We start from the raw sequence: 16,064 nt of genomic DNA on the forward strand, positions 1-16,064 counted from the left end.
TTATGGGTAAGGGTTTTCGTGTTTGGTGGGTGTTGTGATCACCCGTTTGTGGGACGGTTATGTGCTCGAATTCTCGTTCGATTGTTGAGAGAATTGATGCATGACACCGCTGATGACCACCCAGGACGCGACCCCCGCCGCTGGTGCGGGCGTGGTCGTGTCCGCCCTGCCCGCGTGGGACACGCCCACGCCGGGCGGGTCGTGGGCGCCTGCGGTTGATTCCCTGAGCGACGAAGAGCTCACGGCCCGGATCGGGCAGGTGGAGCAGCAGATCCGCCAGGCTCGGATGGAACAGCTGCGACTGATCGCTGAGGCCGACCGCCGCCGCCTGCACGCTGTGCAGGGTGCGCGTTCGACGCAGGTGTGGTTGAAGACGCTGCTCAACATCGACGGCCAGGACGCCACCACCCGGGTCCGTATCGCCACCGCCACCACGCCGAACACCGACGAGGGCACCGGCGACTTGACCAACCCCACCGACAGCCAGAACACGGCCCAGGCCAGCCTTCCGGCAACCGGGCAAGCACTAGGCGAGGGTGTGATCAGCCTGGAGCACGCGCGGGTGATCTCCCGCTGCCTGTCCAGGCTGCCCGAACACGCCCAGCACCGAGCGACCGAGATCGAGCGGCTGCTGGTGGAGAACGCCTGCCGCCAATGCCCCCGCGACCTCGCGAAACTCGCCGACCGGATCCGCTACATGCTCGACCGTGACGGTGCGGTGGCCGACGAGCAGGCCCAGTTCGAATCCCGCGAGCTGCACTACGCCACCGCGCGAGACGGCATGCTGGTGATCAAAGCCCGTCTGGACCGGGAGACCGGCGCGAAGTTCGTCACGGCCCTGCAGCCGTTGGCGGCGCCGCGCCCGGAATCTGACGGGGTCAAGGACCCGCGCACGGTCGGGCAGCGTAATGCCGATGGCCTGTCGACCCTGCTCGATCTGGTGCTGGACACCGATGGGATGCCCCGCACCGGCGGTCAGAAGCCGCACCTGACCGTCACCATCGACTACACCGACCTCAAAAACCAGCTCCCCACCACCAACAGCAACGGCGAGATCCTGGCTGTGGGTGGTGCGGGAATGCTGGAAGGCACCGGCCAGTACCTCAGCCCGCAGACCATCCGCAGGATCGCTTGCGACTGCGAGGTTCTCCCCATGGTCCTGGGTGGAGACAGCCTCCCGTTGGATGTGGGTGCCTCGCAGCGGACCGCACCGACGCATATTCGTGCCGCACTGCTCGCGAGGGATGGGGTGTGCGCGTTCCCGGAATGCGACCACCCGGCCGGAACACCCCAAGCCCACCACATCGTGCACTGGGTCGATGGTGGCCCGACAAGCGTGAACAACATGGTGATGCTGTGCGCTCACCACCACCGCACCATCCACAACCACCACTGGCACATCGAACTCCAGCATGATCGCCCGGTATTCACCCCACCGGCAAACGTCGATCCGACACGCACACCACGACCTGGCGGGAAAGCCCAACCCGCCACACACCACCACGCCCTCCGCCACCTCCTACCAACGGAAGGCGAACCACTAGCGGACAGACCGCTAACAAGCACACGCTGACCCCACCCGACCCCAGGGCGGGGCACCCCACCCTGCCCGCAACTCGACAACGACATCAAAAGACCCACGGAAGAACAGAAACGCTCAACTGCCCGACCATTCCCGCACCTACTTAAGCACCAAGCACCAAGAAGCGTCGATCAACCCCGAGCCGGACAACCAAACCCCCATCCGCCTAGCACCCGATAAGCGAGCCAGGACAACAGAAACCCACAACACGCCGCAGGCGACCTCTAATCACCACCAACACACCAGCACCACGCCACCCACACACAGGAACCCCGCAACTCCAACCCAACCCGAAAAGGAAATCGCCGGTGACGGAGCAACCCACCACCCAGCCGATAAAAGCCCCAACCACCCACATCCCGCGACCCGCCAGCACGGCCCGGGGTCCGTTCCATACCGGGTCATCCCCGTGACATAGAGCCAAAACGGGGCTGTGGTCCGGATGTCAAGCCTGAAACCCCGAAGGGGCGGCCGCCAGGCCGGGCTTGACATCCGGACCACAGCCCCCACAATCCAACAAACCACGGGGGTGACCCCACACACGACGAAACAACATCAGTAGTACGCACCTTGAAAACTCAACAGCAGAACCAAAACCAGCCGAACGCCAGGGCAACACAACACCAGAACCCATCAAACCGACCCAAGCGTCCGCAACCTGCAGAACGGCGATCACGCTAGTTGCGGACAGCGACAGCACTGCCACCGATCGCCAACCCGGACGTCATGGAAGTCATCAGCCTCACGTCCGGTACGCCACCGCGCCGATCACGAATTGGACTTCGGCGGTGATCTCGGCAAGGCTCTCGGGCACCGGGAGGCCATGTCGTGGTGCCAGGGCAGGAGCATCGAACGGGCGAAGCGCGGTGGAAGCCTCCGGCCGCTGGGGTCGGAGGCTCCGCCGGCCGGGGGTTCGAATGCTCCACGTGCCAGCGCGGAGCGCCCGGTCCGCACGTTCAGGGTAACTCTTCTTCCGGCGTTCCCCAGCCCCCTCCACCTGGGGTTTCGATGCGGATTCGGTCTCCTCGGCGCAGTGGCCAGGTGCCCTTGGGCGGGAGCTCGTGCTCGGTGCCGTCGGCCCGGACGAGGACGTTGCGACCGACCGCTCCGGGGTGGCCGCCTCGGGCGCCTCGGGGGGCGCTGCTGCGGCGCTCGGACTGGATGGTCAGGGTGCAGTCGGCGAGGGCTTCCAGTTCGCGCACCAGGCCTTCGCCGCCGGGGTGGTGGCCCGCGCCGCCGGAGGACGGGCGCAGTTCGTAGCGCCAGACCCGCAGCGGGTAGCCGAGTTCCACCGCTTCGGCCGGGGTGTTGCGGGTGTTGGTCATGCCGGTGTGGACGCCGGACATGCCCGCGCGGTCGGGAGTCCCGCCCTCGCCGCCGCCGAGGGTCTCGTAGTAGCTGAACGCCGGGTCGCTGCCGCCGATCAGCAGGTTGTTCATGGTGCCCTGGCTCGCCGCCGGGACTCGGTCGGGGATGGCCTGGGCGAATGCGCCGAGCAGGACGTCCACGATGCGCTGGCTGGTCTCGACGTTGCCCGCCGCCGTCGGTGCCGGGAACACCGGGTTGACCACGGTGCCCTCCGGGGCGGTCACGCGCAGCGCGCGGTAGCAGCCCGCGTTGGGCGGCGCGTCGGGGTCGGTGAGCATCCGCAGGACGAACATCGACGCCGACAAGGTCACCGCGAACACCGCGTTGCAGTTCACCGGGATCTGCCGGGCGCTGCCGGTGAAGTCGATCGACACCTCGTCGCCTGCGACGGTCACCGCCGCGCGGATCGGCACCCCGTCGCCGATCTCCAGCTCGTCCTCGCAGGTGTAGCAGCCGTCGGGGATCTCGCGGATCGCCGCGCGCACCCGTCGATCGGAGTAGTCGCACACCGCCGACATCGCCGCGCGCAGCTGGGCCGAACCCGCCCGGTGCGCCAGTTCGCGCAGCCGCACCGCGCCGACGTGGTTGGCCGCGAACTGGGCGCGCAGGTCGCCGCGCCGCTCACCCGGAGTGCGCGAGTTCGCCGCGATCAGGCGGACGACGTCCTCGCGCTCGCCCTCGGCGTCGGCGATGCGAGTGGGCGGGATGCGCACGCCCTCCGCCGCGATCTCGGTGGCGGAGGCGGGCATCGAACCCGGTGCCGCGCCGCCGACGTCGGCGTGGTGGGCGCGGTTGGCCACGTAACCCAGCAGCCGGTCGCCGTAGCCGACCGCGGCGACGATCGTCAGGTCCGGCAGGTGGGTGCCGCCCAAGTACGGGTCGTTGACGCACACCTGCGCACCCGGTTCGAGCTGCCCGCAGGTGTCCAGCACCGCGCGGACGCTGGCGGGCATCGCGCCGAGGTGCACCGGGATGTGCTCGGCCTGCGCGACCATCTCGCCGTCGGCGTCGAACACCGCCGCCGAGCAGTCGGCGCGCTCCTTGATGTTGGGGGAGTAGGCGGCGCGGCGCAGGGCCACGCCCATCTCGTCGGCCACCCCGGCCAGCGCGTGCCGGAACACCTCCAGCTCCACCGCGGACAGCTCGGTCATGACAACCGCACCACCAGGTTCTCCGCATCGTCCACGACCGCCACTTCGCCGTCGCCGAGCAGGGTCGTGGTGTCCGGCTGCTCGACCAGCGCCGGGCCGGTGATCTCATCGCCCGTGCGCAGCGCGGCCCGCGCGACCACGCGGGCGCGCACCACCCGGTCACCGATGCCGATCTCGCGGTCCGGCTTGCGGTCCGGGCTGCCCTGGTCCCAGTTGCCCGGCGGTGCCGCCAGCACCGGTTCGCCCTGGGCGACGACCCGCAGCGTCACCACCTCGACGCGCTCGTCCCGGATCTCGTAGCCGTAGGCCTCGCGGTGCGCGGCGTGCAGCAGCTCGGCGGCGCCGGTCTCGTCGTCGACGTCGATGCGCAGCTCGTGCGACTGGCCCGCGTACCGCATATCGGCCACTTTGGACAGTGCGATGTCCGTTGTGACACCTTGCTTCTCCAGTTCGCGCCAGGCTTCCTCGGCGAGATCAGACCAGATCTGCGACAGGTCGTCCCCGGCATCGGCCAGCACCGTCCGCGAGGCTTCGAAACGGGGCGGGGCCAGCAGCAGGCCGAGTGCGCTGAGCACGCCCGGGGCCGGGGGAACCACCACCGCGGGGCAGCCGAGCTCGCGCGCCAGCGCGGTCGCGTGCAGCGGGCCCGCACCGCCGTAGGCCACCAGCGCCAGCCCGGCCGGATCGACACCGCGCTCGGTGCTGACCTTGCGCAGCGCCCGCGCCATCGTCGCCCGGACCACCGCCAGCACCCCCGAGGCCGGTTCCGGCAGCTCGGCCAGCGCGCTGCGCGCCGCCTCGGCGTCCAGGCGCAGCCCACCGCCGAGCTCGCGGGCCGGATCCAGGTGCCCCAGCGCGCAGTGGGCATCGGTCACGGTCGGCTCCCGGCCGCCCGCCCCGTAGCAAGCGGGGCCGGGATCCGCACCGGCCGATCGCGGTCCGACGCGCAGCGCGCCACCCGCGTCGACCCAGGCGATCGAGCCGCCTCCGGCTCCCACGGTGTGGATGCCGACCACCGGCGTGCGGAAGGGCAGCCCGGCGATCTCCGAGCCGGTGGACACCTCGGGGTGCCCGCCGCGGATCAGACAGACATCGGTGGAGGTGCCGCCCATGTCGAAGGCGATCGCGTCGTCGAACCCGGCCGAGCGCGCCACCGCACCGGCGGCCACCACCCCGGCGGCAGGACCGGACAGCAGGGTGTGCACCGGGGCGGTCGCGGCGAAGTCCACGCCCGCGGTGCCGCCGCCGGAGGTCATCACGGTGATCACCGGCCCGGGCAGGCGGGACACCAGGCCCGACAGGTACCGGTGCATCACCGGCTCGATCGCCGCGTTGAGCACGCAGGTGGAGGCCCGTTCGAACTCGCGGAACTCCGGCAGCAGCGCGCTGGAGCGGGTGATCGGCACGCCCACCTCGGCCAGCGCCGCGCACAACCGCCGCTCGTGGTCGTCGCAGGCGTAGGAGAACAGCAGGCTCACCGCGATCGACTCGGGCTCCAGCCGCCGCACCGCGTCCACCACGCGTTCGACCTCGGAATCGGTGAGGGCGATGACGGGCTCGCCGTCCGGGCCCATCCGCTCCTCGACCGCGACCACGAGTTCCCGGGCGACGAGCGGTTCGGGTTTGGTGACCGACAGGTCGTAGAGCGCCGGGCGGTTCTGCCGGGCGATCTGCAGCACGTCGGTGAACCCGGCGGTGGTGACGAAGGCGGTGCGCGCGATCTTGCGCTCCAGCACGGCGTTCGTCGCGGTGGTGCTGCCGTGCGGGAGCAGGCGCAGGGTGCCCTCGCCCAGGCTCTCCCGGACGCCGCGCCGGACGCCCTCGGCGGGATCGTCCGGGGTGGTGGGCACCTTGACGGCCTTGGGCCTGCGACCGGGAGCGTGCAGGACCACATCGGTGAACGTGCCTCCGACGTCCACCCCGGCACACGCCTCGACCTCGTCCGACATCACGACACCCTGGACCATCATCGCGCCGCTGCGCCGATCGCGCTGGGCTTGGCGCGGGCGGCTGGTCGTGCGAAGCTCCGGCTGCTGCCGAACAGGGAGGAAATGCGATGGTGATCCGCCGAGGCGGTCCCGCCGATGTGCCGAGGATCCTGGAGATGCTGGACGAGGCCGTGGAGTGGCTCGTAGCGCACGGCCGGGACGGTCAGTGGGGGACGAGCCCCTGGTCCGCGACGCAGAAGCGCCGGGACCAGATCGCCGGTCTGGTCGACGGCGGCACCACCTGGATCGCCGAAGTGGACGGCCGCGCGGCGGGCGCCATGGTGGTCTCGCCCGACCGGCAGCCCTACGTCCCGGCGGTCGACGAGCCGGAGCTCTACATCAACCTCCTGGTCAGCTCCCGGACGCACGCGGGCAACGGCGTCGGCAGCGGACTGCTCGCGCACGCCAGGCAGGAAGCGGAGCGCCTCGGCGTCGGCCTGCTGCGCGTGGACTGCTACGCCGGGAGCGAAGGCCGCCTGGTCGACTACTACTGCCGCAACGGGTTCACCGCGACCAGCACGTTCACCGTCGGCGAATGGCCTGGGCAGCTGCTGGTCCAGCGGATCTGAGCGCCCGCGCGCGGTTCATCGGACGCGCTCGGCCGGACGGCGCCCGCTCCCCGCAGCGAGCGGGCGCCGCCGCCAGGCGTCAGCGCACCGCCAGGGTCTTCTCCAGCCGGACCGGTGCCGGCGGGATGTGGAACAGCTCGGTGAACCGGGACAGCAGTTCGACATCGCCCTCGACCCGGACCAGCCCGCTGCGCACCGCTTCGGTGGCCCCGATCTCCTTGCTCAGCAAGGGTTTGATCGAACCGCACAGCTCGATCACCAGGTCGGGCTCCGGGCAGGGGCCCTCCGCCACCTGCAAGGTGCCGTCGTCGACCAGCGCGTGCACGGTGAACGGGCCGTACCGCAACTCGTAGCCGACCCGCACGCCGATCGCGGCGTCCGGGCGGAACGTCGTGTGCAGCGACAGGATCGCCGAATCGAGGGTGAACACCTGGTCCGGTGCCGGGTCGCCCAGCGAGCGGGCACCCCAGAGGCCCAGTTGGAGGATGACCGGCTCGAGCTCGTTGCCGTACTCCGTCAACTCGTACACCACACCGGCGTCCAGCTCCGCCAGCACCCGGCGCCGCACCACGCCGGCGTCCTCCAGTTCGTTGAGGCGCGCGGACAGGATGCTCGACGGGATCTTCGGCAGGGTCCGCTGCAGCTCGGTGTAGCGCTTGGGACCGAGCACGAGGTCGCGGACGACCAGCAGCGCCCAGCGTTCGCCGATGAGCTCAAGTGCGCGGGCCAGCCCGCAGAACTGTCCGAAGCTTCGATCTACCATCGTTCTCCCACCCTCATCTCTGGAATCGCTACCGTGATTCGGTCCCTGCCACCAGCCACCGTGCGCTCACCCCACGCGGGTGTCGGACAGCAGCGTGTAGTGCAACTCCTGCAGTTCGTTGCTCGGTTCCAGCCCCAGCTCCTCGTTGAGCCTGATGCGCAGCTCGTGGTAGAGGTCCAGCGCCTCGACGCGTCGACCGCTGCGGCTGAGGACCCGCATCAGCTGGCCCCGCACGCTCTCGTCCATCGGGTCGGTGGCCACCAGCGAACGCAGCTCCCCGATCAGATCGCGCCCGGTGCCCGACTCGATCTCGGCTTGGATGCGCAGGTGCAGGGCGTTGCGCTGCTGCTCGTGCAAATCCATCGCGAAGGCCGAGAGCACCGACCCGCAGCTCGTGTTCGACAGCGCCGGGCCGCGCCACAGCCGCAGCGCGGTGCGGAAGGCCGCCGCCGCGTCGGGGTGCCGCTTCTGCGCCAGCAGCGCACGGCCCTGCCGGCACAGCTGCTGGAAGACGAAGACGTCGATCTGCTCCGGAGCGACGAGCAGCTGGTACCCGGGCTGCCTGGTCAGCAGGATCTCGTCGCCGTCCGGGGAGAGCTGGTGCTCCTCGATGAAGCGGCGCAACTGGTAGATGTAGGTCTGCATGGTGCTCCGCGCGCGGCGCGGCGGATTGCTGCCCCACAACTCGTCGATGATCGTTTCCGAGGCCACGAGCTTGCCCGGGCGCATCAGCAGGACTGCTAGCACCTGCAACGTCTTCTGCGCAGATGGCGCGCGGTCGAGGCCGTTCAGCCGTACTTCCAGCGGACCGAGGAGGCCGAAACTAACCCGCGATCCGACGAACTCCTCCCAGGGGGCTAAACCGGAATCCTTCACGAAAGGCTCCCATCGTGTTCCTGCTGCCGCGTGCGTACCTCCCAGAACAGCTCTGCTGTGCCGCGGCTACCGGACTGCGACGGTGCCAGAACGGCGGAGGTGATGGGCAGTGCGGACGCCACGGGAATCGTGGTGAACAGAACCTGCCGCGGGCGTGAGGAATACACATTCGCCAGGTGTTCCTGGCACTGGAGGGCGCATCGCCGGCCGCCGCAGAATTCAGTGGCGAACTTCGATCGACTCGCCACGACGGAGGTTTCCGATGCAGAACCAGGACTTGCGGAAGGTTAACCACGCGGCGCTCGAGATGTTGAGGGATCGGCGCCGAACTCACCCGATCGAGTTGACCATCGACGAGTTCGACCAGTGGACCAACCCGGCGGGCTTGCGCCTGGGCGGGACCATCTGGACCAAGACCGACAACGTCCTGGAAGCGGCCTGATGCACGCCGGTGCTTCGGCTCGACTGGTCGGGTTCAAACGCCACTTGCGAGCCGCGATCAGCGACGGCGGAACGTTCCTGTTCTCCGAACGCGGTGTCACGGCGTTGCGCGGGCCGCAGGTCGCGGCGCTGGCGTCGCTGCTCGACGGCACCCGCGACCTGGCGACGCTGCAGCGCAGCCGCCCGGCCGGGCTGGCCGCCGACCAGGTCGTCGGCCTCGTCCAGCAACTGATCGACGCCGATCTGGTCGCGCTGCGCCCGGATCCGGCGCCGGCCGCCGAGGCACCGGAGATCGCCTACTGGGACAGCTGCGGACTCGACCCGGTCACCGCCCGCGAGGGCGTGTCCGGCCGGGTCGGGCTCACCGCGGTCGGAACGCACATCGACGTCGCGGCCGTGGCGCAGGCGCTGGAGGCGTCCGGGACGTCGGTCGCGCTCGGTGGTGACGAGACCGCCGAGCTGACCGTGGTGCTCTGCGACGACTACCTCAACCCCGAGCTGACGCACGTCGACGCAGCGCACCGCGCGGCCGGGCGGCCGTGGCTGCTGGCCAAGCCCGTCGGCGGCCAGGTGTGGATCGGCCCGGTCTTCCAACCGGGTGCGGGCCCGTGCCTGCACTGCCTGACGACCCGCCTGTGGGGGCATCGCAACGCCGAGGCGACCGCGCAGCGGCTGCTCGGTGAGAGCGGCCCGGCGCAGCGCCCGCTGGCCTCGGTCGCCCCGCTGGCCGGGGCGGCTGCGCAGCTGATCGCGCTGGAAGCGACCAAGTGGCAGGGCGGGCACCGATATCCGGGTCAGCACAGCGTGTGGACCTTCGACAGCCTGGACTTCCGCGGGCGGCACCACGAGGTCCGGGCCCGCCCGCAGTGCCCGCACTGCGGCGACCCGTCGCTGGTGGCGGCCCAGGCCTGGAGCCCGATCCGGCTGCGTCCCGTGCGGCGGGCGTGCTACGCCGGTGGCGGGTACCGGTCCCGGACCCCGGAGCAGGTCCTGCGGCGCTACCGGCACCTGGTGAGCCCGGTGAGCGGGGTGATCAAGGAGATCAAGCAGGACACCCGCGGCCCCGACCTGTTCAACTCGTTCCGCTCCGGGCCGAACTTCGGTGCGGTGGCCGGTGACGTCGACGCCCTGCGCAGCAGCCTCCGCGACGAGAGCGGCGGGAAGGGCGTCACCGCGATCGATGCCGAGGTGGGAGCGCTGTGCGAGGCGCTGGAACGCATCAGCGGCCGGTACCACGGCGATGAGGTGCGGGTGCGCGCCAGCTTCTGCTCGCTCGGGGAGGAAGCCATCCACCCGGGGGAGCTGCTGCTCTACGACGAGAAGCAGTACGCCGACCGGCGGAGGTGGAACGCCGAGCACGCACCGGCGCAGCACGTCTGCGAACCGTTCGACGAGAACGCGGAACTCGACTGGACCCCGGTGTGGTCGCTGACCGGTGGGCACCACCGGCTGGTGCCCACCCGGATGCTCTACTACGGGGCTCCCGGCCCGCGCAGCGTGCGCGCCGACTCCAACGGCAACGCCGCGGGGACCTGCTTGGAAGATGCGGTGCTGCAAGGGCTCCTGGAGCTCGTCGAGCGGGACGCGGTGGCTTTGTGGTGGTACAACCGGACTTCGGCCCCCGGTGTCGACCTGGACGCGTTCGGCGATCCGTGGCTGGCCGAACTCCGCCGGGCCTACCGGGAGATCGGCCGCGAGGTGTGGGTGCTCGATGTCAGCGCGGACCTCGAAGTCCCGGTGATGGCGGCGGTTTCGCGCCGGACGGACGGTCCGGCCGAGGACATCATGTTCGGCTTCGGCGCTCACCTGGACCCGCACATCGCGCTTCGCCGGGCGCTGACCGAGCTGAACCAGCTGATGCCCGCGCTACTGAGCGCCGATGCCGGAGCCGAGTTCTCCGCCGACGACCCGGACGCCCGCCGCTGGTGGCGGACCGCCACCGCGGCCAACCAGCCCTACCTGGTTCCCGACCGCGCCCAACCGCTGCGCGGGCCGGGCGATTTCGGCCACCGGCCGGGTGCGGACCTCGCAGCCGATGTCGCATCGCTGACCACTAGGCTGCGGGCACGTGGCCTTGAGGCGTTCGTGCTCGACCAGACCCGTCCCGATCTCGAGCTACCAGTGGTCAAGGTGATGGTGCCGGGGATGCGGCACTTCTGGGCCCGGTTCGCCCCGGGCCGGCTCTACGACGTGCCGGTGCGGCTCGGCCGGTTGCGCGAGCCCACGCCGTACGCGGAGCTCAACCCGTTACCGCTGTTCCTCTGATGAGCGCGCGAGGTGCGGAGCTCGCACGGCGGTGCGCGCAGTGGAACCCGGCGGGTGCGCGGAATCCGCCGGGGATCCGCGGTGCGCGCGGCGTGGTGGATCGGCGGCTTCCGAGGGGATCGGCGGCGGCCTTCGATGATCGAGGAGAACCGGCTTGACTTCCCAGAGCAGCGGCGCAACGCCGGCAACCGTCCGGCTCTGGTCGCTGAGCGAGGACACCTTGGTGGAGTCCGACACCCAGGGCGTCTCGCTGCACGTGGTCGCCAAGGGGGGCGAGTACACGCTCGCCGAGCCGAGCGAGCTGGTGCGCGAATCGTTGCGCCGGATGACGCTCGGACCGGTGTCGTTGGCCAACGTGGCGGCGTCGGTGCGGCGGCCCGGTACCGGCTCAGGCGTGACGGACGACGATGCCGAGGAGCTGATGCGGGTGCTCGACCTGCTCAGCGCGTCGGTGGTGCATTCGCTCGGGTTCGCCGACGGCCTGGCGCCGTTGCTGTCGGCCGTGCCGACCACCGCAGCGGAAGGGTTCGAGCCGCGGGTTCCCCCGCGCACCCGGCCGCTGCGCTTGTCGCGTTTCGCCGCCCTGCGCGGTGCCGGGCAGGAGCTGGTGCTGGATGCGCCGCACGCGGTGTACCGGATCGTGCTCCAGCAACCGCTCTCCGCGCGGATCTGCACCGCGTTGGCCAAGCCCTGCTCGGTCGCCGAGATGGCCGATGAGCTGGGCCATCCCGAGGCGGTGATCGCCGAGATCGCGGCCTACCTGCTGGCGTCCGGTTGCGTGCTGCTGGGCGACGAGCAGGGCGGTTTCGCCGAGGACGACGCCGCCGAGCTGCGGCCGTGGTCGCACCACGACCTGCGGTTCCACGTGTTCAGCAGGTCCGGGCGGCACGACGCCGCCGAATCCCGCGGCGTCGCCGAGCAGCCCCCGTTGTTCAAGCCGGTGCCGGACGGTCCCCGGATCGCGCTGCCACGGCCGCAGCAGATCGACGCGGACCGCGACCCGCGCTTGGGTGAACTGCTGGAATCCGCGTCGCCCTGTTCAGGCGTGTCCGATCTCCCGCTCACCGCGGATCAGTTGGGCGAGCTGCTCTACCGCAGCGCGCGAGTGCGCTCGATGGGGACGATCGACCTGCACGAACGCGGGAGCTTCCGCTCCTCGGAACGACCGTACTTCAGCGTGGCGCGGCTCTACGAGCTGGAGCTCTACCTCGTCGTGGCCGGCTGCGCGGGCTTGGCACCGGGCATCTACCACTACGATCCCGAGGCGCACGCCGTGGTCCTGATCAGGGAGGAGAGCCCGGATTGGGCGGCGTTGCTGGACATGGCGAAGGTGTCGGCCGGGATCGGGTGCCGGCCGCCGCTGCTGATCACCGCCACCGCGCGCTTGGCCCGCAGTTCCTGGCTGCTCAACGGTGCCGCTTACGCGACCGCGCTGATGCACGTCGGTGCGTTGCAGCAGGTGCTGCACCTGACGGCCAAGGCGATGGGGTTGTCCGCGCGCCCGGTGCCGATGGATTCCGACGGTGTCGTCGCGCGCGCGTTGCGGCTGCCGTGGCCGGATGAGGTCGACGTGGGGGAGTGCGTGGTGGGAGTGCCCTGCTGAGCCGATCGGCCCGCGACCGTACGACGAATGCCCGCTGGTAGCGAATACTCGCCACCTCTTGTTAATGAATCAGGTCGACTTCGCGACTAAGTTGTGAGCGAACCGCGCGTTTGACCGGTGTCAGCGCGGTAGTGCGCACTCGGACTGGTGGCGGGTGCGGGTCATTCGGACGGCGTTAGGGAGCCGATGCCAACTGGGGACAGGGAAGCCGACGGCTGTGGAAGTGCCCTGGGGCGCCCGCCGTCGCACGACCACGGACGTGCCGAGATGCTCGACGGCGACGGTGACGCCGAAGCCAGTACACCGAACGAAGTTCGGCATTTCGTCGCGCAGATGGCGCCGAGGCTCGCCAACGGGATCCTCGCCGCCGTGTTCTGCGCCGTCGGGCTGAGCGCCTTCTTCAGCGTGCTGGCCGCAGGCAGCTCGACCGGGTACATCGCGCTGAGCGTGGTGTACCTGCTCGCGGTGCTCGGTCTGCAGCTGGGCTACTTCTCCCGGCCCACGACCCGCTTCCGGCCCGCGGTCACGTACCCGGCGATCGCGGTGCAGGCGCTGCTGGTGTACGTGCCCGTGCTGCAGTTCGGGGAGGCCTGGGTCGGTTTGCCCGGTTTCCTGGCGGGCAGCCTGCTGCTGAGCTTGCGACCAGCGGTGTCGATCCCCGGCGCGGCGGTGGTGGTGGCGAGCATGGGGGTGCTCGGCGCCGTGTTCGGCAAGACGGCGCTGGCGACCGCGCACCTGGTCATCTCGGCCACGATCACGGGCCTGGTGGTGTACGGCCTGACCAGGCTGGTGCGCTTGGTCAGCGGGCTGCACGCGGCGCGCGGCGAGCTGGCCAGGATGGCTGTCGCCGAGGAGCGATTGCGGATCTCCCGGGACGTGCACGACCTGCTCGGGCTCAGCCTCTCGGCGATCACGCTGAAGAGCGAGCTGGCCGATCGGTTGATCACCGACCACCCGGAGCGGGCGCGGGCCGAGATCACCGAGATCCTGGAGACCTCGCGGCGGGCGCTGGCCGACGCCAGGCAGGTGGCCAGCGGCTCCCGCACGCTCTCGCTGCACGACGAGTGCCGGTCCGCGCGGTCGATCCTGTACGCCGCCGACGTCGAGGTGCGCATCGCGGGGGCCGGGCGCGAGCTGCCGGACCAGGTCAGCTCGGTGCTCGCCACGGTGCTGCGGGAGGGCATCACGAACGTGCTGCGGCACAGCAAGGCCGAGCACTGCCAGATCGAGATCGCCGAGGAGGACGGCGCGGTCGTGCTGGAGATCGTCAACGACGGTGCTGTGCCGCCCGCGGACGAGCCCGTCGACGGTGGTCACGGCATCGACAACCTGTCGCACCGGGTGCGGGCGCTGGGCGGCTCGCTGACCGCGGATTGGGAACCCGGCGACACCTATCGCCTGCGAGCGGTGGTTCCGCTCTAGAGCCGGATGCCTGGCTTGTTCCGGATCGCGGAATCCAGTTCGGCGCGGTCCTTCGTGGAGCGCGGCTCAGCGCCGGAAGGGCTCCTCACCGGGGTACTGGTGGTCAGATCCAGCCGGCCTCGGTCGCGATGCGGATCGCATCGACCCGGTTGCGCGCGTTCAGCTTGCTGACCGCCGAGGTCAGGTAGTTGCGCACCGTGCCGGTGGAGAGGTAGAGCTGCGCGGCGATCTCGGTCGGGTCGTTGCCGTCCGAGGTCAACCGGAGGATCGTGACTTCCCGGTTCGTCAGCGGGCATTCGGCACCGTCCCAGGCGGACAGCGCGAGTTCGCCGTCGACGACCCGCCGTCCGCTGGCCACGTTGCGGATCGCGTTGGCCAGCTTCGCCGACGGGGCGTCCTTGAGCATGAACCCGTTGACCCGCGCGGCCAGCGCCCGTCGCACCGTGCCGGGGCGCCCGAGGCTGGTCAGGATCAGCGTGCGGCAGGTGGGCAGCTGCTCGTGCAGCTCGGTGGCCGCGGTGAGACCGTCCTGACCGGGCAGATCGATGTCGATGACGGCCACGTCAGGGCTGTGTTCCTTTGCCATGGGAAGGATTTCGTCGCCGCTGGCCACGTCGACCACCACCTCGATGTCCGGCTCGAGGTTCAGCAGCGCGACCAGCGCACCGCGCACCATGTGCACATCCTCGGCCAGCAGAACCCTGATCAACTCATCCCCCCAGGACGGTCAGGTGGATCTCAGCGGGTGTTCCTGGTCGGACGCTCCCATTCGCCGACCCTGCCGTAGGTCGAATATCCGCACCGCGATGGTACCCCGGCGGCTTGCTCCTGGTTCGAAGTCCGTTTGAAGCCTGCCGCGCATGCTAGCGCGTGGGTTCCGGTAGTGGGCGAAACGGCGTGCTGGGACGTCGTTTTGAGGCGCACCGGGCTGGACGGGCGGAGGGGACCCGCCGGTGCGGCTGCCGAACCCCGCCGGCCCGGCGACGGGGAATCCGAATCCGGGGCGGCGATGCCGGAGAACCGCGTTGCCGAGGTCGCTCGACATCCCGACGGGGCGTTGTCCCGGCGACTTCTGGTCCCGCGCACGTTCCGCGCCGCGCTGGCGGGTGTCCACAACGGGCGTCGGAACCGCTGAATCTTCTGGAGGAGCCATGAGACAGCCCGTGGAGCAAGCTATTTCGGCGATGCGTGATCGCTACTTCGACCCGATCACGTTGCAGGACCTGGCCGCGGAGGTGTTCGTCAGCCCGTTCCACTTCTCCCGGGTGTTCGCCAAGAGCACCGGGGTGACGCCGGGGAGGTATCTGACCGCGATCCGGCTCTTCGAGGCGAAGCGGTTGCTGGTGACCAGTTCGATGACGGTCTCCGACATCGTGTGCAGCGTCGGGTACAGCAGCGTCGGCACGTTCACCACCCGGTTCACGAAGGCGATGGGCATGACGCCGAGCCAGTACCGCGACCCGCGGGTGCGGGAGCTGATGCTCGCGTGGGCACCGGACTTCCAGCGGTTCCCCGAGCTGGGCGGGTACGTCGGGGATCGACCGGACGTCGGCACGGGCAGTGCCGCTGCTTCGTCCATCACCGGGACGGTAGAAGTACCACCGGCCATCGCACCGGCCTCGGTGCTGGTCGGGGTGTTCGCCGACCCGATCCCGCAGTGCGGGCCGGTGGCCTGCGCGGTGCTGCCGAGCACGGGGAGCTCGCGGGTGACGATCCCGAACGTGCCGATCGGCCGCTGGCGGGTGCTGGCCGTCGCGCAGCCCGCGGACGGTGCTCAGCCGCTGCACCTGCACGCGGTGCGGGAGCCGGTCACGGTCAGCCCGGGCCGGGTCGCGAACGTCCAGCTGCGGCTGCGGCCGGTGACCCCGACCGACCCGCCCGTGGCGATCACCCTGGCAACTCCTTCGTCGCTGCGCGGCGAAGGCGGCTACGACGGCGCCCCCGCGTTCCGGCGGGCAGCGGCCTGAGCTCATCCCGCGGATCGGCGCCCTGCGAACGGTCCGGGCCGCGATCGCGGCCCGGACTTCGAACTGGAG

The 16,064-nt window shown here is 70.4% G+C and carries 12 protein-coding genes; 7 read left to right on the plus strand and 5 right to left on the minus strand.

Annotated features, from left to right (window positions below):
• Nucleotides 1-112 precede the first annotated feature (112 nt).
• Complete coding sequence (locus OU416_RS23145) at nt 113-1,573, plus strand: HNH endonuclease signature motif containing protein (protein ID WP_270929116.1); 1,461 nt, start codon at nt 113-115, stop codon at nt 1,571-1,573.
• Nucleotides 1,574-2,538: 965 nt separating this feature from the next.
• On the opposite strand, the gene OU416_RS23150 is transcribed toward OU416_RS23145, so the two are convergent.
• Nucleotides 2,539-4,101 (minus strand): hydantoinase B/oxoprolinase family protein, encoded by a 1,563-nt coding sequence (locus OU416_RS23150; RefSeq protein WP_270929117.1) that lies wholly within the window; start codon nt 4,099-4,101, stop codon nt 2,539-2,541.
• A complete protein-coding gene (locus OU416_RS23155) occupies nt 4,098-6,050 on the minus strand; it encodes a hydantoinase/oxoprolinase family protein (protein WP_270929118.1) in 1,953 nt (650 codons plus the stop codon). The genes OU416_RS23150 and OU416_RS23155 overlap by 4 nt, the downstream gene beginning before the upstream one ends.
• Nucleotides 6,051-6,157: 107 nt before the next feature.
• On the opposite strand from OU416_RS23155, the gene OU416_RS23160 reads away from it, so the two are divergent.
• Entirely contained in the window at nt 6,158-6,658 is a 501-nt protein-coding gene (locus OU416_RS23160; protein ID WP_270929119.1) for a GNAT family N-acetyltransferase, read from the plus strand.
• Nucleotides 6,659-6,737: 79 nt separating this feature from the next.
• Here OU416_RS23160 and OU416_RS23165 read toward each other — a convergent pair whose 3' ends face one another.
• Together OU416_RS23165 and OU416_RS23170 are read right to left on the minus strand one after the other, a co-directional pair.
• The gene (locus OU416_RS23165; protein WP_270929120.1) at nt 6,738-7,421 is read right to left on the minus strand and encodes a winged helix-turn-helix transcriptional regulator; all 684 of its coding nucleotides are present in this window, start codon (nt 7,419-7,421) and stop codon (nt 6,738-6,740) included.
• Nucleotides 7,422-7,487: 66 nt separating this feature from the next.
• On the minus strand, nt 7,488-8,297 hold the full coding sequence (locus tag OU416_RS23170; RefSeq protein ID WP_270929121.1) for an AfsR/SARP family transcriptional regulator: 810 nt from the start codon (nt 8,295-8,297) through the stop codon (nt 7,488-7,490).
• Between the two features lie 262 nt (nt 8,298-8,559).
• Between OU416_RS23170 and OU416_RS23175 the strand changes: the two genes are divergently transcribed.
• From OU416_RS23175 to OU416_RS23190, 4 genes are all read left to right on the plus strand, one after another.
• Entirely contained in the window at nt 8,560-8,739 is a 180-nt protein-coding gene (locus OU416_RS23175; protein WP_270929122.1) for a hypothetical protein, read from the plus strand.
• A complete protein-coding gene (locus OU416_RS23180) occupies nt 8,739-11,003 on the plus strand; it encodes a TOMM precursor leader peptide-binding protein (protein WP_270929123.1) in 2,265 nt (754 codons plus the stop codon). Before OU416_RS23175 ends, OU416_RS23180 begins: the two co-directional genes overlap by 1 nt.
• Before the next feature lie 154 nt (nt 11,004-11,157).
• The gene (locus OU416_RS23185; RefSeq protein ID WP_270929124.1) at nt 11,158-12,606 is read left to right on the plus strand and encodes a SagB family peptide dehydrogenase; all 1,449 of its coding nucleotides are present in this window, start codon (nt 11,158-11,160) and stop codon (nt 12,604-12,606) included.
• A 333-nt stretch (nt 12,607-12,939) separates the two neighbouring features.
• The gene (locus tag OU416_RS23190) at nt 12,940-14,028 is read left to right on the plus strand and encodes a sensor histidine kinase (protein ID WP_270929125.1); all 1,089 of its coding nucleotides are present in this window, start codon (nt 12,940-12,942) and stop codon (nt 14,026-14,028) included.
• Between the two features lie 103 nt (nt 14,029-14,131).
• Here the strand turns inward: OU416_RS23190 and OU416_RS23195 are convergent, their stop codons facing one another.
• On the minus strand, nt 14,132-14,737 hold the full coding sequence (locus OU416_RS23195) for a response regulator transcription factor (protein ID WP_270929126.1): 606 nt from the start codon (nt 14,735-14,737) through the stop codon (nt 14,132-14,134).
• 442 nt (nt 14,738-15,179) lie between these two features.
• Here OU416_RS23195 and OU416_RS23200 point away from each other — a divergent pair, with 442 nt between their 5' ends.
• Entirely contained in the window at nt 15,180-15,995 is an 816-nt protein-coding gene (locus tag OU416_RS23200) for a helix-turn-helix domain-containing protein (protein ID WP_270929127.1), read from the plus strand.
• Nucleotides 15,996-16,064: the final 69 nt, after the last annotated feature.

Source organism: Saccharopolyspora indica, assembly GCF_027853965.1.
Taxonomy (GTDB): Bacteria; Actinomycetota; Actinomycetes; order Mycobacteriales; family Pseudonocardiaceae; genus Saccharopolyspora; species Saccharopolyspora indica.